14 protein-coding genes are annotated in these 22,079 nt (G+C 39.4%); 11 read left to right on the top strand and 3 right to left on the bottom strand.

The window, feature by feature from the left end:
• Positions 1-140: 140 nt before the first annotated feature.
• On the bottom strand, positions 141-1,235 hold the full coding sequence (gene tsaD, locus ACFINK_RS06305) for a tRNA (adenosine(37)-N6)-threonylcarbamoyltransferase complex transferase subunit TsaD (protein ID WP_375638434.1): 1,095 nt from the start codon (positions 1,233-1,235) through the stop codon (positions 141-143).
• 307 nt (positions 1,236-1,542) lie between these two features.
• On the opposite strand from tsaD, the gene ACFINK_RS06310 reads away from it, so the two are divergent.
• From ACFINK_RS06310 to ACFINK_RS06325, 4 genes are all read left to right on the top strand, one after another.
• The gene (locus ACFINK_RS06310) at positions 1,543-2,727 is read left to right on the top strand and encodes a hypothetical protein (RefSeq protein ID WP_375612223.1); all 1,185 of its coding nucleotides are present in this window, start codon (positions 1,543-1,545) and stop codon (positions 2,725-2,727) included.
• An 11-nt stretch (positions 2,728-2,738) separates the two neighbouring features.
• Entirely contained in the window at positions 2,739-4,298 is a 1,560-nt protein-coding gene (locus tag ACFINK_RS06315; protein ID WP_375638435.1) for a heme biosynthesis protein HemY, read from the top strand.
• 146 nt (positions 4,299-4,444) lie between these two features.
• Positions 4,445-5,191 carry a glutamine amidotransferase gene (locus ACFINK_RS06320; protein ID WP_375638436.1) on the top strand — a complete coding sequence of 249 codons (747 nt, stop codon included), beginning with the start codon at positions 4,445-4,447 and terminating at the stop codon, positions 5,189-5,191.
• Between the two features lie 799 nt (positions 5,192-5,990).
• Positions 5,991-6,977 carry a DUF2125 domain-containing protein gene (locus ACFINK_RS06325; RefSeq protein ID WP_375638437.1) on the top strand — a complete coding sequence of 329 codons (987 nt, stop codon included), beginning with the start codon at positions 5,991-5,993 and terminating at the stop codon, positions 6,975-6,977.
• 1,303 nt (positions 6,978-8,280) lie between these two features.
• Here ACFINK_RS06325 and ACFINK_RS06330 read toward each other — a convergent pair.
• Positions 8,281-12,990 carry an NAD-glutamate dehydrogenase gene (locus tag ACFINK_RS06330; protein WP_375638438.1) on the bottom strand — a complete coding sequence of 1,570 codons (4,710 nt, stop codon included), beginning with the start codon at positions 12,988-12,990 and terminating at the stop codon, positions 8,281-8,283.
• A gap of 266 nt (positions 12,991-13,256) precedes the next feature.
• Here ACFINK_RS06330 and ACFINK_RS06335 point away from each other — a divergent pair, with 266 nt between their 5' ends.
• The 4 genes from ACFINK_RS06335 (at position 13,257) to rpsP (ending at position 16,457) form a co-directional block, all read left to right on the top strand.
• Positions 13,257-13,913 (top strand): carbonic anhydrase, encoded by a 657-nt coding sequence (locus tag ACFINK_RS06335; protein ID WP_375612226.1) that lies wholly within the window; start codon positions 13,257-13,259, stop codon positions 13,911-13,913.
• Positions 13,914-14,143: 230 nt separating this feature from the next.
• Positions 14,144-15,712, top strand: coding sequence for a signal recognition particle protein (gene ffh / locus ACFINK_RS06340; RefSeq protein WP_375638445.1), 1,569 nt, complete (start codon positions 14,144-14,146; stop codon positions 15,710-15,712).
• Between the two features lie 24 nt (positions 15,713-15,736).
• Positions 15,737-16,066 (top strand): chorismate mutase, encoded by a 330-nt coding sequence (locus tag ACFINK_RS06345; RefSeq protein ID WP_375638439.1) that lies wholly within the window; start codon positions 15,737-15,739, stop codon positions 16,064-16,066.
• 16 nt (positions 16,067-16,082) lie between these two features.
• Positions 16,083-16,457, top strand: a complete 375-nt coding sequence (rpsP, locus tag ACFINK_RS06350) for a 30S ribosomal protein S16 (protein ID WP_273787601.1) — start codon at positions 16,083-16,085, stop codon at positions 16,455-16,457.
• Between the two features lie 137 nt (positions 16,458-16,594).
• Here the strand turns inward: rpsP and ACFINK_RS06355 are convergent, their stop codons facing one another.
• Positions 16,595-16,810: a DUF1674 domain-containing protein gene (locus ACFINK_RS06355; RefSeq protein WP_273790074.1), complete on the bottom strand. Its 216-nt coding sequence runs from the start codon at positions 16,808-16,810 to the stop codon at positions 16,595-16,597.
• Between the two features lie 83 nt (positions 16,811-16,893).
• Between ACFINK_RS06355 and htpX the strand changes: the two genes are divergently transcribed.
• The 3 genes from htpX to ACFINK_RS06370 all read left to right on the top strand — a co-directional run bounded on the left by htpX (position 16,894) and on the right by ACFINK_RS06370 (position 21,162).
• Positions 16,894-17,940, top strand: coding sequence for a zinc metalloprotease HtpX (gene htpX / locus ACFINK_RS06360; protein ID WP_375638440.1), 1,047 nt, complete (start codon positions 16,894-16,896; stop codon positions 17,938-17,940).
• Positions 17,941-17,987: 47 nt separating this feature from the next.
• Positions 17,988-19,352: an RsmB/NOP family class I SAM-dependent RNA methyltransferase gene (locus ACFINK_RS06365; protein ID WP_375612722.1), complete on the top strand. Its 1,365-nt coding sequence runs from the start codon at positions 17,988-17,990 to the stop codon at positions 19,350-19,352.
• A 64-nt stretch (positions 19,353-19,416) separates the two neighbouring features.
• Positions 19,417-21,162 (top strand): heparinase II/III family protein, encoded by a 1,746-nt coding sequence (locus tag ACFINK_RS06370; RefSeq protein ID WP_375638441.1) that lies wholly within the window; start codon positions 19,417-19,419, stop codon positions 21,160-21,162.
• Positions 21,163-22,079 lie beyond the last annotated feature (917 nt).

Consider the following 22,079-nt stretch of genomic DNA (forward strand, 5'->3'; position numbering starts at 1 on the left):
TTACGTATCGATCTTTGGGTTAAGTGAATTGTGTGAGTGGGAAGCAGGTGGAATCTGCTCGATAGAGAATTCGGACTATCTATAGACCGGATTGAGTAGAAATCTTCGTTCTTTAAGATGTGTGTAGGACGTCAATTTTATTATGCTTTTGTTCCACGGCGACCCATCCCAATCAAGGGGGGGGCTTTTTCATCTAATGGCCAGCGTGAGCGAGGGGCAATATCAAGAGGGCTTGTTTCTCCTCGTGCAAGCTTTTGTGCACCGGCAAAAGCAATCATTGCAGCATTATCGGTACACAAGGAAAGAGGAGGGGCTATAAATTCAAAGCCATGTTGATGGGCAAGTTCTTGTAATGTAGAGCGAATGGCTTGGTTTGCGGCAACACCGCCTGCGACAACCAAAGCAGGAGAACGCTTTTCTTGATCATGAGAGAGAGGATATTGGTGGGCAAAGTGTTGTAGAGCGAGGTGAACGCGATCACGTACTGTATCGGTTACGGCGGCTTGAAAACTTGCGGCAATGTCAGCAATATCATTTTCTGTAAGAGGAGCTATGGCTGTTGCGGCTTGTCGAACAGCAGTTTTGAGTCCTGAAAAAGAAAAATCTAATCGTTTTTCACCTTTTAAAGGACGTGGAAGAGGGATGCGATTTTTATCACCAAATAAAGCTGCTTTTTCAAGTGCTGATCCACCAGGATAAGGAAGACCTAAAAGTTTTGCTGTTTTATCAAAGGCTTCTCCTAATGCATCATCAATAGTGGTTCCTAAACGTTGGTAGTTGCCTACTCCATGAACAATGATTGTTTGTGTATGACCTCCTGAAACTAAAAGTAATAAATAAGGAAAGCTGACGTTGTGCGTTAACACGGCTGTTAAAGCATGTCCCTCTAAGTGATTTACCGCAATAAATGGTTTGCCAGTGGCAAGAGAGAGTGCTTTTGCGCTCATAACGCCTACCAACAATCCTCCTATCAAACCAGGCCCACTGGTGGCTGCAATGCCATCAATATCTTTTAATTTTGTGTTTGCTTCTGTTAGTGCTTGCAGAATTAAATGATCAAGAACTTCAACATGGGCACGAGCAGCAATTTCAGGAACAACACCGCCGTAAGGTGCATGGTGATCAATTTGACTCCAAACAACATTGGAAAGAATTTGGCTGTTTGATTCGTTGTTATATTCAATGACAGCCGCTGCCGTTTCATCACAACTTGTTTCTATTCCCAGCAGACGCATTTTAAACAAAACCTTATATTGAAGCTTCTTTCCTGCGTGCGTACCATGAACAGAAAAAGATGCAAAGTATTTCTCTTAGAATTGTTTTTTCTATGAAAAATATGTGTTTTGGCATTTTCTTTGAATTTTATGATATCGTTGATTAAAAAATAAAGCTGTATTTTCGAGTATAAAATGCAAATGTTTTTTAAAAACTTGTCTATTAAAGGCGATACTTGTAAATATTATTGAGAAAAGCTGCGTTTTTAAAACTTTTTTCATTTTATTATTTTATCATTAAAAAAAGTGTGCACGAAAAGTGACAGAGATGGTCGATTCTTCAAAACCAAAAGTTAAACCACATTATGCTGGTACGCGCCGTAAGAAACCAGTTATTGAACATGAAGCTGTTCCCCATGATTCAGAGGAAAAAATCCATAATTCTGTAGAATCTCAAGCGCGAGAAGAACAGAATATGCAAGGTCAGGATAAAAGTATCTCTAGTACAACTTGGCTTTTCTTATCCCTTTCTGGGATTTTGGGGGGATTCATTGCTTTGGGAATTTTTATGGGGCTTCAATGGGCTGGTTTTTTTCCTTCTCCTTTTGTGGAAAATTCTGCTAGAGGAGAAAAAGCTTTGCAGATTGCTGAAGCCGCAAAAAGTCAAGGTGAAGACACAAAGGAACAATTGAGGCGGGTCTTTCAAGAAATTGATACGTTAAAAACAGAGTTTTCTTCTTTTTCATCACAACAGTTTAAAACAACGAAAAATGATGAACTATCGAAAGAAGAAAGCAAAAAAGCTTTTGCGATTTTAGAGGAAAAAGTAAAAGCTCTTGAAGAAACTGTACAAACTTTTGTTAGAAAGTCGAAAGAGATAGAGACGGCTTTGTCTGTTGGGCAGAGCAATGCAAATGATCTTGCTGCGTTAAAACAACAGTTAGAAGCACTACAGGAAGAAACTGCTGTTAAAAATAGTGAGAAAAAAGAAATAGATACCGCGCTCTTTACTGCAATTAGTTCATTAAAAAATGCTGTAGAGCGTGGTGGATCTTATAATAATGAATTAAAGCTGTTACAACAATTATCGCCTTCGATTAATGGACTTGATGTGTTGCAAAAAACAGCTACTGTGGGTCTTCCAAGTTCAGCACAACTTTCAGTTGATTTTGCTCATGTTGCTGATGCAATTGTTGGTACGCAAAATCTTGTTGCGTCAGATGCTGGTTTTTTTGACCGAATTTTAGCGTGGATAAAAGGGCTCATTGTTTCGCGACCGATTGGAAATGTTGAAGGGACAACGCTGGGGGCTATTGCGGCACGCATGGAAGTTGCCATTCAAGCTGGTGATTACGAAAAGGCTTTGAGCGAATGGCAATCATTGCCCCAAAGTGCAAAAGATGTTTCAATGGATTTTGTTAAGCAGCTTGAAAGACATATTGCTATTCAACAGTTGTTGCAGCAATTGTTATTGTCTGTGCAACAAGGATCTTTTAAAGCAACAAAGATGTAAATAGGCCCAAGATGATACGTGTTTTTATTTATATTTTTGTTGTTTGTATCCTCGGTTTAGCTTTCACGTGGGTTGCTAATCACAATGGTATTTTTGTTCTCACATTTTTGCATTTCAGATTTTCTGCTTCATTTCTTACAGTGTTAAGTGTGCTTATTTTATTTTTTGTAACGCTGGTGCTTTTATGGTGGTTATTGTCTTTCTTTTTTTCCATACCGAATGCTCTTTCCAATTATTTTTATAAACGCCATCAAAAGCGTGGTTACGAAGCTCTTTCAAAGGGGATTCTTGCAACTTTTGCTGGTGATAGTATGGTTGCGCAAAAAATGGAAGCACGTGTTGCTAAATATCTTGCAGGGAAACAAGAGCCATTGGTAAAACTCTTACAAGCGCAAACCTTGTCTTTACAAAATGACTCTGTTCGCGCCATCGGTCTTTATGAAGAGATGAGAAAGGAAGATCCGACAAAACTGGTTGGACTTTATGGTTTGTTTCGTGAAGCAATGAAGAGTAAAGCTTATGAGGCAGCGCAACAATATGCTGAAGAGGCACTGACTTTATCGCCAGCACTTTTATGGGCGCATCAGGCGGTGCTTGATCGGTTAAGTACTGAGGGTAAATGGGATAAGGCACTTACTATTTTTGAAAGAACGCAAAAAGCTCTCCCGCGTTCTATTCGCGCGATTCCAGAGCGGCAGCATATACAGGTTTTACTACTAAGTGGGCAGGCACTTTCTTTGTTTGATACACATCCTGTACAAGCACGTGAAGCTATTTTGAAAGCCCATAAATTGGCGCCTGATTTTGTTCCAATAATAGTTATTGCTGCTGATATTCTTTATAAATTAAACGAAACGCGTAAAGCGGATAAAATGATTATAGCGGCTTGGCAAAAGGAGCCTCATCCTGACTTGGGAGCGCTTTATCTTGAAAGAGAAGAAGGAGCCATTGGGCGATTGAAAAGGGCTAAGACACTTGCTTCTTATAATAAAGATGCATTTGAGTCGGCTTTCCTTATTGCTAAAGCAGCTTTGGATGCTGGTGAAACAGCATTAGCAAGAGAGAAGGCACAAAAAGCATTACAATGTCATCCACGGGAAAGTGTTTATTTATTGTTGGCAGATATTGAAGAGGCACAGGGAAACAATCAAGGTGCTGTGCGTCAATGGCTTTCTTTAGCACTTCGTGCTGAACGTGATCCAGTGTGGATGTGTGATGGGGCCATTTTTTCTTCTTGGTCAGTGGTTTCTCCAATCAGTGGACGTTTGGGCTGTTTTGAATGGAAGGCGCCTCCTTGTATGCCTTCTCTCACATTAGAGGCGGACAATATTGTGTCGAAAAGGCAAGACAAAGAGTATGTTATGGGAAAAAGTGATGATGTTGGAGATAAGAAGCTTAAAAAATTAACACCTATAGATGATTCTCGTTTGCATAATGTGCAGGTGGAGAAACAAGATATAAAAGAAAAAGATGTAAAAATGTTCAGTCAAACTCACTTAAATGTTGATGATCCAGGGGTTAAAACAGAAGAAGAAACATCTTTATTGAGGAAAAAATTTCGTTTATTTTAAATTGCACCAATGTGATAATACGAATGTTTTCTCAGAAGAAACAATTGACCTAGAAGAAAAAATATCGTTAGTCTTGTCCAATAAAATTATTCTCTTATGCTTTAAAAATAAAGTTTTGCTTGGTAGCAGAGGTGATTGGTTAAAAAATGTTTTTAAATCAGAGATGTCTTGATAAAAAACAAAAAAATAACAAACCAAGGATTGCTGTCGTTATTCATCGGCGCTCTACCTATACTGGTCGGTTGGGAAAATTTTTACAACAAAATGGTTTTGTTCTTGATATTTATCGTCCTATTTTTGGACAAAAACTCCCTGATACATTAGAGCATTATGCCGGCGTTGTTATTTTAGGGGGACCGATGAGTGTGAATGACAGCGAAGCCTATATTGGTGAGGAAATTGATTGGATTTCGTTATCACTAAAGGAAAATAAGCCTTTTTTGGGTATTTGTCTTGGAGCACAAATGTTAGCGCGAAATCTAGGGGGGCGCGTTGGTACAAGAAGTGATGGGACTGTTGAAGTCGGCTGGTATCCACTAGAAGCAACCCCACAAGGGAAGGAATTGATGAATTGGCCAGAGATGGTCTACCATTTCCATGATGAAGGTATTTATGATTTACCGAAAGAGGCAATGCTTTTGGCAACAGGGAATACATATCCTACACAAGCTTTTCGTTATGGAAACAATGCATGGGGCTTGCAGTTCCATGCTGAATTTACACGCGCTATGATGCGGCGTTTGGTCGTGCGTTCGGCACATAAATTGACTGAAAAAGGTGCTCAACCTGCTTGTGCACATTTGAAAGGTCGTTTAATCTATGATCGAGCTTTGAGCCAATGGTTTGAAAGCGCATTACACCGGATTTTTTGTACACCGCCCGTACTTGTGTGATTGTTGACAACGAATTGATTTATATAGGTAATTCACGGTTTTGTATATTGAATGAGAACCCCGAATATAGTAAGGTTTTTTCATTCCAAACCTGTGTATGTTGACTCAATAAAAACCTCTTGTTTGCATGTCACAAGTAGGGCTGGCGTGTGGGCAAAAACTGTATAAGAAAAGACTAAAAATGCTTCTTATGAACTGTCTTAAGTGCCAAGGGCTGTCGCAACATTTGGGGGCTAGCCAAATATAATGATGGTGCTGGCTTTGGGGTCTCCATAAGCGTAAAGATGGGGGGCTCAATGGCTTTATCGTTAAGAAACACTATTCATTATCATTTTTGTTGTGCTGTAAAACAGTATGGTTTAAGCTAGAGGTAGAAAATCTATGTAAAACTTTACACATGAGGTGTTTTTTGTTAAAGGGTGTAATGGGTTTTTTTTTAAGAAAATCTTGTTTATTGAGCTTATGAGATACTGTACTTTAGAACGATGTATAGGGACTTCTTGAAGTGATCAGTAGATAAAATCCGGTCGATTAAGAAGTTGGATTGTGTATAAACTGAACGTGGTTGGGAATCTTTATCCTTTTTAGGGTGGGGAGGAAGTTAAGAGATAAAGAAAGTTTGAATATTGTCTAAATCCTTTCAAATACCATCATCACAAAAAAGTTTTTCTTTGAGTTATTTAATTTGTGGGCTCTTTTGTCTTGCTCTGATATTTATTTATAGCGCACTCTGGTTTTTTTTTCACGTAAAATAGAAGACTATGTTTCTGATATATTCACAAAAGTATCTTCCCATAATATGGCGGCGGTATGTGAGAATGTGCACAAGGATGGTTATCCTTTACGTGTCGGTGTTGTTTGTGACAAGTTTCAATTTTCTTGGCCTTTACATGGGTTTTCTTTATCGACGGGGCGTTTGACAGCTGGTGCACCAATTTACGCACCTCATTTGGTCGAGTTTAATGTTCATTCTCCTGCATTAATTGTTTTTTCCGGAAAAACTCCCATAGTATCGCATTGGCGCAATTTGGTGATTGAAACAGAGCCTTATTGGAAAACGGGTAAAACATTGAAGTTTATAGCTGAAGGGCTTGAGATTTCATCTTTTTCCTCTTCCCCTGAAGATCAAAAGCTTCAAGAAGCATTAAGAGCACAAACGATAGATAAAAAAACGACACAAGAAAATATTGAAGATCCGGCATCTTTGCAAAATACGCATGACGTGATTATTCAGCCGTTAGAGCCAAAAGAAGCTTCCCCAAAAATAACGGCAGAATTTTTGCGTTTTGATCTAAAACATGAAAAGAATGATTTATCGGGACATATAACTTTTGACGGTTTTGATGCTTCTCCTTTTTTAAAATCTTCTTTTGTTGATATTCCTAAAATTGATGGCAATTTGAAATGGATTTTAAATGACATTTCTTTTTTGTCTGAAGATGAAGAAAAAAATTGGAAACAGCGACTGTATGGAAAAAGTGGACTTTTAAAGCAAGGTGAATTGACTTTTCATACAGGTGGTGCAGTGCGTATTAGTGGACCTTTTTCTTTTGATGATGAAGGATATTTGACAGCAAAATTTGAACTTGTCCTTATTCAGTCCATGAAGCTTCTTGACACTCTGCAGCGCTTATTTCCCACGCAAGCCAATAATCTTCAAGCGTTATTTTTTATTTTGAGTGCTTTGCCTAAAAATGCGGACGGCGCTCCCGTTCTTTCTTTGCTCATTAACAATGGGTGGGTAAAACTGGGATTTTTAAAACTTGGTCGTCTTGCTCCACTTTAGGTGTTGTACCAAAGCCTTTTTTCATCTTTACTATCAAATTTCGACTTTTTCTGATTTTCACACTTTTTTGCAATTTTAGAGTGTCAAAATCTATTTTAACAAAATGCGTATTTAATGGTAAAAAAATAGCTATAAAAATAAAAAATTACCACTTACTCCTAACTCGTCCAACCTCTTTTCACTTAGTACAAAATCTTATGTCAAACTACATATAGCAACAGTGTTTCTATGGAAAAAGTGGCATTTTAAAGTATGCTGAATTGCCTTTTTATACAGGTGGTGTGGTACTTGTTAGGAACCTTTTTCTTTATATATGGAATGAGCATATTGCATATATCTGTTTGGGTGTAACCTCTTAAAACAAGTAAATAGCCTAGTTGGAGGAAGATATGAAGTTGTAAAGGGGAAAATCAACATCCATCTTTACTGTCATTTTTTATTCGATTTTACGCATTTCAAAAGCAGTTATAGTTATATCTTTTAAATAATGGATTAAGCTTATCCTTTTATTTCTGATATTTTTTAATGAAGCCATATGTCTTCCACGTAAAACAGAATATATTTGTATTGCATATTTACGTATTTATTAAAACAATATTTCTCAGTGCTTCTTATTTCACGATGTCGCCTATGAATGGTATAAGGATAAAGCCATTAAGCACCATCATCTTTTCGGTTACGGAGTAACAAGCTAGGGGAAAACATCATCATATTATATTTGCTAACTCCCAATGTTACTGCAGCTTTTGGCACTTGAGGCGGTTTATGAGGGGCATTTTTAGTCCTTTCTTTACTGTTTTTATCTATTCGGCTTTCCCATTTGCAATATGCAAGGGGAAATGGGGTTAATTAATTGAATATAAATAGATTTTAAATGAGACAAATTTAGAATATCAGTTATCATAAAAATGATAAAATTATGATTGTAAATCAATATATTATATTTTTATGATGAAGGATATTTGACAGTAAAATTTGAATTTATTTTTTATTTTGAGTGTTCTGTCTAAAAATGCGGGATAGGGTTTCCGTTCTTCCCTTGCTGATTAGTCACGGATGGATAGAACAGAGCAAAAGCTTAGCTGTTTTGTACTGCTTTTAAGTCTGAAAGTTTATGTTTTAGGGTGAAAAATCAATCCTGTTGTTTTTTTGAAATTGTTGCAAACAATTCTATTATGATAGATAGCGAGATTTTTATTTTTGGAACCTTGCCTAAAAATGCAAACTCCCGCTCTCTATTTTTGTTAGTTTGTTGTGGTGGTGGGATAGAACGGGAGATTGAGTGGGTCATTTTGTATTTACTTTAGGTTTGAAAGCCAATATTTTGAAGCTGAGAAATCAATCCTGCTGCAAAAGTAAAACGAGAAATATTGAGATCATTTTCAATAAGGGCGCTAATGCGGTTTGTAATGTTGTGAATATGATCTTCTTCTGTTTTTTTCCAAGTGTCAAAAGGATCTTTTTTCTTTCCATAATTTTTGAGAATTTTCATAACGATTTGCCGAAAGCTTTCAGAAACATTTTCTTTGGCTTGGCTTAAAGCCATACTATCATAATAATCTACTACAGGGATTATACGAATTGCTTCGTTAATACGGTTTATACGAATGATTTGCGCAAGTGAAAAGTAGATCTCTGCGGTTTTAATAAGATCACTGTTGCTTTTTTTTGCAATTAAAGAAATATCACAGATTGTTGAAGCAGCTTCCAAGAGAGCTAATTGTTTCGCTAATGCTTTTGGTGCTCCCTCTTCGCTGTAGTGTAATGCTTTTTCTTCAATCTTTTGCTTAATATCGTTGTCGTGAGAATGCATAAGCTCTTTTTCAATAATGCTACGGGCTTGCTTTATTGTTTTTACAATTTCTTCTAATGGACGTGAGAGATCTATGTTATGCAAACCCCAATTGGTTGTTTCAAAGAGCATTGGGGTCATTGTTGCGTAGAATTTATTTTGGACAAGACCGGGTATTTTATTATCAAGCTTATCAATTTGCTCAGACAATTGAGGAATTTCGAAACCATCGCGGATGGCAATAAAAACGCGAATAATATTTTCAGTCTTTTGTTCTGTTGCATCGTGTAGTCTATTAACAAAAGTGGGGCCTCCACGATTTACAATATCGTTGGCAATCAGCGTTGCGATAATATTACGACGCAATTGATGGTTAATAACTTCCTTCTTAAAATTTTCTTGAATTTGGGTTGGAAAATAGTTCAGCAGGGCTGTATTGAAATAGTGATCATCAACAATGGGGCTATTAGCAATTTCTTCTTTTAAGGTCAATTTAGCATAGGCAAAAATAACGGCGAGTTCTGGACGGAGAAGACCTTTGCCTTGGGTTGTTCTTTGTCGTAAAATTTGCTCATCAGGGAGTATTTCAACTCTGCGATCTAGAAGCTTTTTTTGTTCCAAGTCGTGCATAAAGCGTATTTGATAGGGCAAATCAGCAGTGCTCTGGTTTTCCGCCAAAGAAAGCGCAAGAGGTTGTAGATAATTGTTGCGCAAGACGAGTTGCTCGACTTGAGGCGTCATTTTTTTCAAGAGCTTATTGCGTTCTTCGCGAGTTAACGTTTTGGCACGTAGTGCTGATGCAAGAACAATTTTGAGATTGACCTCAATATCAGAACAATTCACACCAGCAGAATTGTCAATGGCATCCGTATTGCATCGACCACCATTTAAGACATATTCAATCCGTCCACGTTGTGTAACACCAAGATTAGCTCCTTCACCAATAATTTTTGCACGCACTTGTTCTCCGGTAATGCGTATTGCATCATTTGCGCGATCACCTACTTGGGCATCATTTTCTGTTGCAGCACGGATATAAGTACCAATGCCACCGAACCATAAAAGATCAACAGGGGCTTTGAGAAGAGCAGAGATAATTTCAAAGGGTGTTCCTGTTTGTTTTTCGAAACCAATGGCTTGTGCTGCTTCAGGTGAGAGGGTAATGGTTTTTTCTTTTCGTGAGAAGATACCACCGCCCTTTGATAATTTGGTTTTATCGTAATCCTGCCAGCTTGAGCGAGGTAGTCTGAAGAGACGCGTACGCTCTACATAGCTTTCGTCTATGTTCGGATCTGGATCAATAAAGATATCGCGGTGATCAAAAGCGGCAATCAATTTTGTTTGTTTGGAAAGCAGCATTCCATTGCCAAAGACATCACCAGACATATCGCCAACACCGACACAGGTGAAGGGCGTTGTTTGAATATCGTGATTAAATGATTCTCTAAAATGTCTTTTGACGGCTTCCCATGCACCTTTAGCTGTAATACCAATGTCTTTGTGGTCGTAACCTGCTGAACCTCCAGAGGCAAAAGCATCATCAAGCCAAAAGTGGTTTGCTTGGCTGATGGCGTTGGCTGTATCAGAAAAAGTTGCTGTTCCTTTGTCCGCTGCAACAACAAAATAGGGGTCAGGGTCATCATGACAGATGACATTGTGGGGAGAACTTATTTTGCCGTTAATCAGATTGTCTGTAATGGAGAGCAAAGCTGTTATAAAGTCTGTATAAGCTTGTCGTGCTGCTTCTATGATGACAGCACGGTCATTTGTTTGGGGAAGCCGATGGGGATAGAATCCACCTTTTGCACCTGCAGGAACGATAACCGCATTTTTAACTTGTTGGGCTTTGACTAAGCTAAGCACTTCGGTGCGGTAATCTAATGCACGGTCAGACCAACGAATGCCGCCACGAGCGATAGGTCCAAAACGCAAATGGACCCCTTCAACTTCTGGTCCATAAACAAAAATTTCTCGGTAAGGGCGCGGTTCAGGCAAACCTTCAATCTGGCGTGGATTTAATTTGGTGGCTAAAATACGCCGTGGACTTCCATCAGGAAGAGGCGTAAAGGCATTCGTTCGTAAACTCGCCTCGATAAGGTTACAATAACGGCGTAAAATGAGATCATCATCTAAACCAGAGACTTTCCGTAATTTTTCTTCAATGCGCTTTTGAATAACTTGTTGGTTTTTTTTTCGTTCTTTTTCTGTATGGCTTTGATGAAATTTTAAATGAAATAAAGCATAAAGATCTTGGGTAATGTCAGGATAAGCATTTAAAGTTTGGGCAACGCGATCTTGCGAATAAGGAATTCCAGCTTGTTGGAGATAGCGCCCATAATGGCGCAAAATAACAATTTCATGCCAATCAAGCTCAGCTGTTTGGGTGAGAGCATTAAAGCCGTCATTATCAGCATTTTGTGCCCAAATGGCTTCAAAGGTTTCGGCGTGTTTTTGACCGTCTTTTTCAAAATTGATACAGCGTTGGAAAGTACTTTCCAGCTGCATATCATGAAGATACACAGAGCGCCCATTGCCATCTGGTAATTCAAGGGTTTGTTCAGCAATAACGCGAAACCCCATATTTTCAAGGAGTGGTACACGTTTGGAAAGGGCAAGAGCTTCGTGGCGGTGAAAAAGCCGAAGAGAAATGTACTGTTTTTCTTTGTTTTGTGCGTGATAAAAGATCACGAAAAGCGGCTTTTCATCATGAAGACTTAGAATATGTCCGGCATCGTTAATAGCGTCTTCAGCTGAAAATAAATCACGATAGCTGTTGGGGAATTCGCTGGCTAGACGTGTTTGTTGCTCTGTTATTTTCTGGGTAAGAGCGATGGCTTGAACCCTGTCTTCCCAACTTCGTGCAATCGAACGTACATGTTGTTCAAGTGTGGAGCGCTCATGAAGGGGAACAGTTTCGTTTCCTTTGCGATGGATGATATAATAGACACGTATAAGGGGGCTTTCCAAAAATAGCGGATAAGATTCAAAAAAGTCACCTTTATAAAGCTCAACAAAATGTTCGCCAACTTTTTCACGCAGGCTGCTGCTATATTGGTCACGCGGTACGTAGACAAGGATAGAAACAAAGCGTCCAAAAGAATCAGTGTGGGCAAGAACTCGTAAACGTGGGCGCTCATCTAATTGTAGAATAAGCTTAGTGTTTTCTGTCAATGTATCAACATCAGAGCGAAACATTTCATCTCTTGGATAGGTTTCTAAAGCACTGATGAGTGCTTTACCTGAATAATCGGCGTGATTGTGTCCAAGACGTTGAATAATAGTTCGGGCTTTTTCTTTTAAGAAAGGAATTTGCAAAATAGAACGTGTATAAGCTGAGGAGGTAAAAAGCCCTACAATGCGTAATTCTCCACAGAGTTGGTTTTCTTTATCAAAGATTTTAAGACCAATATAATCGAGCCAAACAGAACGGTGAATTTTGGAGCGGCTGTTCGCTTTTGTCACGATAAACAGATTATCGCTTTCCATGAAGGATAAAACTTCTTGAGGAGGTTCTTTCATGCTTTTATCGTCAACAATATGAATAGAAGCATCCGTGAGTATACCAAGCTCAATATTACTCGCTGTAAAGGATTTTAGGGGTTTTTGGTCTTTGATGAAGTTGTAAGTGCGCATACCAAGGAAAATGAAATTATCATCCATTAGCCAGTGAAGAAATTCAATAGCTTTTTCGCCTTCTTGTTTGTAGTGTGGGGGAAGACTTATTTGGTAGGCATGAATCTGCTTTTCAACTTCTTCAAGCATAGGTTTCCAGTCTTGTACAGCAGCATTAACCTGTTCAAGAACTAAGGTGAGTTCATTTTCAAGTTTTTGTATTTGCTGTTTGTTTAATGACTCGATGTGAATTTGCATCAGACTGATGCGTTTTCCAGAAGCACAATCAATAATGGGGTGTGCAATCAAATAGATATGGTTTTTGTGTTGATTAAAAACATTTAAAATAGAATCGAGAAGGAAGGGTTTGTTATCATTGACAAGCGTGATAACGGTTATAGGTCTGTTACTACGGGTTAAATTTTGCTCAAAGCAGATGGTATTTTTTCCCGTCTGATGGAGATTAAAAGCTTTTACCGCGATGGCTGTGGCTTTTTGAAGTTCTTCATTTTCGTAATAAGCAATATCTTCTTTATCGGTTTGGGCAAAAAGGATTTGTTCTATTTTATCTTGGGTGTTTTTTGTCTCTGTTTTTTTTTGTTGCAACACATTCACTCTCCCTTTTTGCTCTTAAGGGGTCTTTATTAAAAGCAGACCATTATATTTTTTATATACTGTAACACCTTCTTTCTAAAGAAAATAGCTCTTTATTTGGAAAGAATGAGTTTGTTTTTGCTATTTTTTAGTAATATTTTGTACTTTAAAGAAATATTTTGCTTCAAGGAAAGGGCACTTTTAGTATTTTTGTATGTTAATAGTTTGTTTTTTTAAATATACAAAATAAAAGTAAAAAAATAAGCAAAAGTAAAGAGAGAATGGCGCATTTACCAGAAAGACTTTTAAGTGGTTACCAAAACTTTATAAACAATCATTTTTTATATAAAATAGCAGATTATCAGCAATTGGCGATTGAGGGGCAGAAACCTGAAGTTTTGGTCATTGCTTGTTGTGATTCGCGTGCAGTACCAGAAATGATTTTTGATGCTAAGCCAGGGGAAATTTTCACCCTGCGCAACGTGGCCAATGTGGTTCCTCCTTTTTCTCCTGATGACCAATATCACGCAACATCAGCAGCTCTTGAATATGCTGTGCAATTGCTTGAGGTGAGACATATTGTCGTTTTTGGTCATGCCCATTGTGGAGGCATTCGTACTGCTCTTAATGAGACATATAAATCTTTATTATCAAATGATTTTATCGGTCAATGGATAAGTCTCTTAGCACCAGCAGCAGAAATCGTTTTGAATAATAAGTCGTTGTCTTGGCCAGAAAAACAGACGGCATTAGAGCAGCTTTCTATTCGCCATTCGTTGAGAAATTTAGAGACGTTTCCGTGGATAAAGCTTCGCAAAGATCAAGGTTTTTTGACATTGCATGGGGTTTGGTTTGATATCTCTAGCGGAAAATTATGGAGCATGGAACAGGAAACAGGTTGTTTTATGCGTGTTGAAGTTGAAAGTTTTGAAGTATAGTATTTGTTGTTTTTATTTCTTCGTATAAAAAGATATTTTATGATAAAACTTGACAAAGCTGGGGTTTTATTGTTTGAAGGAGCAAGCTTTCAGTGACAAAATTAACTTGGAGCCACCGACTGAGACCCCAGTTTAAGGGTATAAAGAGATCTCAGAGGTCAACATCCGACGGCGCGATGCGTTCTCGGATGCTATTTTGGTTTGTTTGTTATGCAACAATGAGGTAAATGATGTTTGAATCCTTGCAAGAGCGACTTGGTTCTATCCTGTCTCATTTGACGGGACGTGGCGCTTTATCGGATCAGGATGTTGTAGAGGCGCTGCGTGAAATTCGTCGCGCTTTATTGGAAGCTGATGTTGCTCTTGATGTTGTGCGCTCTTTTACCGATAGAGTTCGGGAAAAAGCTGTTGGGGCCGAAATCGTTAAATCAATTAAACCAGGCCAAATGGTGGTTAAAATTGTTCATGATGAATTGGTTCATATTCTTGGAAATGAAAGCGTTCTGAGTGATTTAAATGCACCAGCTCCAGTTGTTATCATGATGACTGGTTTGCAAGGTTCTGGAAAAACAACTACAACAGCAAAGCTTGCAAAACGTTTTACTGATAAGCACAATAAAAAAGTTCTCATGGCGTCATTAGATACACGCCGTCCCGCTGCACAGGAGCAATTGCGCCAATTGGGAGAACAGGCAAAACTTGCAAGCTTGCCTATTATTGCGGGTCAGCTGCCTGTTGATATTGCATCACGTGCCGTACAGGCTGCTAAATTGGGTGGTTATGACGTGCTTCTTCTTGACACAGCAGGACGTAATCATATTGATGAAGCTTTGATGCTCGAATTGGCTGAAATTAAAGCATGTTCCCTTCCTCATGAGATTATGTTGGTGGCTGATAGTTTGACGGGGCAAGATGCCGTTCATCTTGCTCGTTCTTTTGATGAGCGTGTAGGGATTACGGGGATTATTTTAACACGGATGGATAGTGATGGGCGTGGTGGCGCTGCTCTTTCTATGCGTGCTGTTACAGGTAAACCAATTAAAGCAATTGGAACTGGTGAAAAAATAGATGCTTTAGAAGAATTTCATCCCAGTCGTATTGCTGATCGTATTCTCGGAATGGGGGATATTGTTTCTTTGGTTGAAAAAGCTGCTGAAACAATGGATCACGAGAAAGCTGCTGCTTTTGCAAAAAAAATGCAAGCTGGAAAATTTGATCTGAATGATCTTGCAGAACAGTTGCAGAAAATGAAAAAACTGGGTGGAATGGGCGGTATTATGGGCATGTTGCCAGGAATGGGGAAGGTCAAAGAGCAGATTGCGGCTGCGGGGTTTGATGATCGTTTGTTTGATCGTCAATTGGCCATTATTTCATCTATGACACCCAAAGAGCGGGCGAATCCAGAGCTTTTAAAACATAGCCGCAAACAACGAATTGCTAAGGGGTCTGGTACGACAGCGGCTGATATTAATAAACTTTTGAAGATGTATCGCCAAATGGCTGATATGATGAAAGCCATGGGTGGTAAAGGAAAAAGTGGTTTTATGGGAAAAATGTTGGGAGGCCTTGGTTCCAAAATGGGTTTGGGTGGTATGGGAAACTTGGGAGGGGATTCTCCAGCTATGCCGGATTTGTCGGGATTGGATCCAAAGCAATTCTCAATGCTTCAAAAGCAAATTGAAAATGGTAATGGAGGGAAGCTCTTGCCCGGACTTCCTAAGCGTGGACCTACATTTCCTGGTCTTTCCAATGGCATTGTCGATGGGGGAAATTTTCCTCAGCATCCTAAGAAAAAATAAGATGTAAAGAGGGAAAGGAATATAATGCAGGAAACAGTATTAAACGAATTGGCACATTTACGAGCATCCATTGATAATTTTGATGCAACCTTGATTCATATCTTAGCAGAGCGGTTTCGTTGTACGAAAGCTGTTGGGCGCTTAAAAGCGCGTTATGATTTGCCTAAAGTAGATCCTCTGCGTGAGCAATATCAGGTAGCGCGTTTGCGGCAATTGGCTATGGATAGTGATCTTGATCCTGATTTTGCTGAAAGATTTTTAAAATTTATTATTAAAGAAGTTGTGAGTCATCATGAAGTTATTGCTGAAGAGCAAAAAATAAAAAAAGTCAATTTAAACGAAAGCCAGAGCTGACAATAGGAGATAAAATATGGCATTGAAAATTCGTTTGTCCCGTGGAGGTTCAAAAAAACGTCCTTACTATCATATCGTCGTTGCAGATGTTCGTAGTCCGCGCGATGGGCGGTTTCTTGAACGTGTTGGTGCATGGGATCCAATGTTGCCTAAAGATGGACCGAGGGTGAAACTTAATGAAGAACGTATCCAATATTGGCTTGGGCAAGGGGCTCAACCAACAGATCGCGTTTTACGGTTTTTAGATGCAGCTGGCTTGAAAAAGCGTCCAACTCGTAATAATCCACATAAAGGTGAACCGGGTAAAAAAGCACAAGAACGTATAGCAGCAGCAAAGCAAGCAGCAGAAGAAGCAGCGGCAGCGGCTGAAGCAGAATCTGCTTCAGCATAAGAAGCATGGTTGTTTAATCAATGTGTTTTAAAAGCTTTAGAAAAATAAATATTATCCGTTTTTGTCTATCAAAAACGGATTTTCATTAAAAAGCTGCTTGTTTAAATTGCGCCGTTTTTTTTTTTAAATCAATGGTTTTAAAAATCAATGGCGCGGCCTTTAATTTCCCAGTCTCCATAGCGGGAAGGGTCTTTGCCGCCGCGTCCGCCGTTTTCTAAAGGTTGTTCCTTTTTTGCTGCGCGTTTTCGTCTTTCTTCAGCTTCTTTAAGGGCGCGTTGTGCTGCGGGAGAAAGAGATTGCTGTTTAACGACAGTTGCATTTTTTTTGCTTGTTTTCTCATCTTTTTTATTCATTTTACACCTATTCCATTGAAGAAGCAGAAAGAAAACACCATCATATAGTATTGATTGACTTTTATCATGGAGTTTTTTGAGTAATGAATATAATGCGTACAGCTATGCTTTTGGCTTTTTTAACTGCTCTCTTTATGGGAGTTGGTTATCTTGTTGGAGGGGGCGGTGGCATGGTCATTGCTCTTTTGATGGCAAGTGGTTTAAACTTTTTTTCTTATTGGAATTCAGATAAAATCGTTTTACGCATGTACGGGGCGCGTGAAGTTGATCAGCATTCAGCACCAGTTTATTATAAGATTGTAAGCGATTTAGCTAAAAAAGCTTCTCTTCCTCAACCAAAGGTTTATGTTATTGAGAATGCACAGCCAAATGCTTTTGCGACGGGACGTAATCCGCAAAATGCAGCTGTTGCTGCAAGTACTGGGTTGTTAGAGCGGTTAAGCGCTGAGGAAATTGCCGGCGTTATGGCGCATGAGCTCGCACATATTGAGCATCGTGATACGTTAACAATGACTCTAACCGCAACGATTGCAGGGGCAATTTCGATGCTTGGTAATTTTGCTTTCTTTATGGGAGGACAGCGTAATTCTTCAGAAGATTCTCATGGCGCTGGGGCAATTGGAGGATTTATTGCATTGCTCGTGGCGCCTTTTGCAGCGATGCTGGTGCAAATGGCGATTAGCCGTACACGGGAATATGCTGCGGATCGTAGAGGGGCTGAAATATGTGGTAATCCTTTATGGTTGGCTTCGGCATTGCGTAAGATTGCTGATGGAGGACGTGGGGTATATAATGAAGAAGCAGAGCATAATCCAGCAACCGCGCATCTGTTTATTATTAATCCTTTGAGCGGTGAGGGAGCGGATAGTCTTTTTTCGACACATCCAGCAACTGCAAATCGTATCGCTGCTCTTTATCAGCAAGCAGAAGAGATGAAAGGGGCTCTTGCCAAAAGTGTGGGATGGAATAAAGAAGACGCTATACATGAAAAAAGCAGCGGGATGAACTATGGAGATTTTCATAGTGGTCAGGCTCATGCATTAGGTGAGCAAGAAAACAGTTCTTTTCAGCGTGTTACAAAACGTCCTTCTTGGCTTCGTTATGAAAATTCAAAAAGATCTCGTTCATAGAATTATTGAGAGAGCTCTTGAGAAAACTGTGATATAAAGGTGGTGTTTTGAAACACAAAAAAGCGGGGCATGTGTCTGAAAAAAATGTTCCAGGATTAGCTGTTCGACAGGTGTGTGTGCGTCTTTTGGGGGCGGTAGTTGATAAGTACACGCCTCTGTCTGGTTTGACGGATAATGAACACGGACATCCACAATATTTGAAGCTTTCACAACGAGATCGTTTGTTATGTCGGGCTATTTTAACAGCTTCATTGCGTCATCGAGGGCAGATTATGGCGGCTCTCTCACGCTTTTTGGCGCGTCCTTTGCCTTCACAAGCACTTTCACTTCAGCATCTTTTGCATATCAGTGTTGCACAAATTCTTTATCTTGATATTCCCGATCATGCGGCTATTGATTTAGCTGTGCGTGTGGCGAAACTTGATCCTCGAATGCGCCGTTTTTCAGGGGTGGTGAATGCTCTTTTGCGCAATGTTGCACGTGAGGCAGAGCCTTTACGCCAACAAGTTCCTACCATTGAAGGTGTGCCAGCGTGGTTTGGACAGCTTTTAATATCAGCTTATGGAACAGAAAAGGTACATCAGATTATCGCAATTCAAAGTGTGGAACCTCCTTTCGATTTGACAGTGAAATCTGATAGTGGTGGATGGGCTGAAAGGCTTGGCGGTGTGGTATTGCCCAATGGTTCTGTTCGATTGAAGCGTCTGGAGTGTTCTGTTTCTGATTTACCAGGCTATCGTGAAGGGTCTTGGTGGGTCCAAGATTTTGCAGCAGCTTTGCCTGCTTGTTTACTTGGGAGTATTGAGGGTAAACGCGTTGCTGATCTTTGTGCGAGCCCTGGAGGAAAAACAGCACAATTGGCTTTGCAAGGGGCTGAGGTGACTGCAATTGAGCTTTCTGCTAACCGCATAAAGCGTTTAAAAGAAAATATGGAACGGCTTCATTTTTCAGTTCATATTTGGCAGGGCGATGTGAAAAATTTCCATTCAACACAGCTTTTTGATGCGGTTCTTCTTGATGCTCCTTGTTCTTCTACAGGAACAATCCGTCGTCATCCAGATATTTTATGGACGAAATCGAGGGAAGATATCGTCAAGTTAGCGGCGTTGCAATATGATTTGCTTGTCGCAGCAATTTCTTTGGTAAAGGAGGGGGGGCGGATTGTTTTTTCCAATTGTTCATTGGCAAGAGAAGAAGGTGAAGATCTTATTGAGAAAATTTTATCGATACGCAATGACATTGTTTTAGACCCTATTTATCCAGAGGAAATGGGAGCACTGGAACATTTGCTTTGTGGGGGGATGTTACGGACAACGCCTGCGGATTTTTGTCATAAAAATTTTGATGCTGAGAAAACCGTATTTTTAGGAATGGATGGTTTTTTTGCTGCGCGCTTACGAAAAATTGCTTAATTAACGCTTCATTTACAAAAATGGTCGAAATTGTATTTGATTCAGCATAAATGGAGATGAAATTTTGGCGGTTGCGGTAAAAGCTCCTCAGGTAAAAGTGGCAGCCTGTATCGATACGATACAGAATGTTATGCGGCGTTTATGGGTTGGACCATTGTTTCGTTGGCGGTTTTCAGGGTTTCGTCCTCATAAAATTTTAGCGCATCCCATAGATTTGCATGTAGCTGATCCGATGATGGCGCATGAATTTTATCATGGTCGTTTTGCTTTTGCTGGTCACATTGTTCATTCTGGTGCTGTTTCGCCGTTTTCATTGGTTCCACCAACGCTAGAATGGGAAGCGGCTCTACATGATTTTCATTGGTTGCGCCATATGGAGGCAGCAGGAAGTGATTTAGCTTCTGCACATGCACGCTCTCTTTTAGAAGATTGGTTTGACCATGCTGGCAAGAAGGTAAAAGGACTTGCTTGGAGTGGTCCTGTTGTGGCGCGGCGTTTGATTTCATGGATTTGTCATTCGAAAATGTTGTTAGAAGGGGCAAGTGAGCGGTTTGAAAAACGCTTTTTGTGTGCACTTGGTTTGCAATTTCGTTATTTGCGCGTAACAATTTGTAGTATGGAGCACAATGATCAACGTTTACAAGCAGCTGTAGCTTTGACGTTTGCATCTCTTGCTTTGCCTGTTTCTGCGGCAGTGAAAAAAAAGGTACAAACCACACTTATAGAGGAGCTTTCCCGTCAAATCCTAGTTGATGGTGGGCATATTTCCCGTAGTCCTGTTATTTTGCTGAATTTGTTATCGGATTTATTGTCGTTACGGCATCTTTTTATGCGTAGCAATGAAACAGCACCCCGTATTTTGATTGATTCTGTTGAGCGTATGTTGCCAGCTTTACGATTCTTTATCCATGAGGATCAAACGTTGGCCCATTTTAATGGGGTTGGTCCCCTTGTATCGGAACGGTTATCATCACTTTTGGAGCTTGATGAAACAGGAGGACATCCTTTTAGTTATGCCCGTTATTCAGGATTTCAGCGCTTAAAAGCCAATCAAACAACAGTGCTTGCAGATACAGGAAAGTTTCCACCTCGCTCTGTAGCACAGCAGGCTTGTTCGGGGTGTTTGTCTTTTGAAATGTCTTCACAAGGGCACCGTTTTATTATCAATGCCGGTGTTAATCCTGATGGGCGGGAAGAGTATCGACATTTAGGGCGTGTTACTGCAGCACATTCAACAGCTACGCTTAATGATTGTTCAGTGGGTGCTTTTTATCATAAAAACAAAAATGGCGCGCCATTTTTGTTTGATGGACCAACAGACGTTCAAGTGTGCCGTATAGAGGATTCAGAGAAGACGGGTTTTATTGCGAGTCATAATGGTTATATGCGACCCTTTAATCTTATTCATGAGCGTGGTCTTATTTTGGCGACAAATGGAGATACGATTGAAGGTTTTGATCGCTTTTTTATGCCAAATAAAGGGGGAAAGAGACACAAGAGTGTGCAAAATGAACAAAATCATGTTGCTGTTCGGTTTCATCTTCATCCACAAGTTGAAGTTAACTATGATGGCAAACGTGTGTGTTTAGCCGTAAAGAATGAGAACGTGAAGAGTGAACAAATATGGTATTTTATATCGCCTGACGCAGATATTTGTCTTGAAGATTCGATTGATTTTGCAGAATTAACAGGTCCACAACGGACACAACAGATTGTTTTATATTTTCGTCCTGCATTTCAGGAAAAAGTTCGTTGGCGTTTTATCCGTAAAGCGTTTGATAAAAAATTAGAACATTGTTCCAACCCATAGTATATTGCGTTTTATCTTGCGTGTCGCAAAACATCATCGTTTATTGTGGTAATATTCTCAAAATTTGAAGATCATATCAATTTTATACACGAAGAGTTTTGTTAGAGTATGGGTTGGATGTTTTTAGGCAAGGTTTGCTCATAGAATCTCATGAGGTGATGCTAAAAGGGATTGGCTCCAGAAAAAAGGTTTTTTGAAAGACCATTGTTGACAGATGAGTACTAGTTAAGGATTTTGATCCTTTAAAGATATGGAGAGAAAATTAAGCCGTTGCTTATCTTCTATAAGTTTTTAAGTGTGCTGTTGGGATCAATATTTCTCTCTGAGAGAGTTGCATTAATAGGATTACGCTCTTCACGAAAAACAGAGCGCTATTGTATTGTATTCACGGACTTATTTTAAAGAAAAATCCCTTAACGCTTCCAAGCCTATTTTGCGACGATGCCCGTGATGGGTATAACGGTAAATCCATTAAGCACCCCCCATCTTTATGCTTATGAAGGAGCAGTTCGGCACTATCACACTATTTATCAGTGCCCAATGTTTGTAACAGTTCTTGGCACTAGAGATGGTTCATAAGAGGCATTTTTAGCCTTTTCTTAATAGCTTTTATCCATACAGCTCTCCCCGCTTGTAACGTGCAGGCGAATGGTTTTTGTTGATTCAACATACACAGATTTGAAATGAGAGAATCTTACGGTATTCGGGGTTCTAATTTAATATGAATAACGCTAAATTATTATTACAAATCAAATGTTGTACATCACAGAAGCATTGAAAATTCGAGAAACAATACATAACAATGGCCGAGAAAAATAACTCTTCTGCTCTTTGTTATTATACTAAAAATGAAGTTATAATAACAAACCACAAAATGCGCGCTTTTTTATAGCAAAGCATTCTCTCAAATATCTTAA

Origin of the sequence: Bartonella sp. AA16NXGY (genome assembly GCF_042197325.1) — a bacterium.
Classification (GTDB): domain Bacteria; phylum Pseudomonadota; class Alphaproteobacteria; order Rhizobiales; family Rhizobiaceae; genus Bartonella.

What these genes read in the sequence shown, in the direction of transcription:
- ffh (WP_375638445.1), top strand. Translation starts at nt 14,144, where the DNA reads ATGTTTGAATCCTTGCAAGAGCGACTTGGTTCTATCCTGTCTCATTTG.
- ACFINK_RS06315 (WP_375638435.1), top strand. Translation starts at nt 2,739, where the DNA reads ATGATACGTGTTTTTATTTATATTTTTGTTGTTTGTATCCTCGGTTTA.
- ACFINK_RS06325 (WP_375638437.1), top strand. Translation starts at nt 5,991, where the DNA reads ATGGCGGCGGTATGTGAGAATGTGCACAAGGATGGTTATCCTTTACGT.
- ACFINK_RS06345 (WP_375638439.1), top strand. Translation starts at nt 15,737, where the DNA reads ATGCAGGAAACAGTATTAAACGAATTGGCACATTTACGAGCATCCATT.
- ACFINK_RS06355 (WP_273790074.1), bottom strand. Translation starts at nt 16,810, where the DNA reads ATGAATAAAAAAGATGAGAAAACAAGCAAAAAAAATGCAACTGTCGTT.
- rpsP (WP_273787601.1), top strand. Translation starts at nt 16,083, where the DNA reads ATGGCATTGAAAATTCGTTTGTCCCGTGGAGGTTCAAAAAAACGTCCT.
- tsaD (WP_375638434.1), bottom strand. Translation starts at nt 1,235, where the DNA reads ATGCGTCTGCTGGGAATAGAAACAAGTTGTGATGAAACGGCAGCGGCT.
- ACFINK_RS06320 (WP_375638436.1), top strand. Translation starts at nt 4,445, where the DNA reads ATGTTTTTAAATCAGAGATGTCTTGATAAAAAACAAAAAAATAACAAA.
- ACFINK_RS06310 (WP_375612223.1), top strand. Translation starts at nt 1,543, where the DNA reads ATGGTCGATTCTTCAAAACCAAAAGTTAAACCACATTATGCTGGTACG.
- htpX (WP_375638440.1), top strand. Translation starts at nt 16,894, where the DNA reads ATGAATATAATGCGTACAGCTATGCTTTTGGCTTTTTTAACTGCTCTC.
- ACFINK_RS06335 (WP_375612226.1), top strand. Translation starts at nt 13,257, where the DNA reads ATGGCGCATTTACCAGAAAGACTTTTAAGTGGTTACCAAAACTTTATA.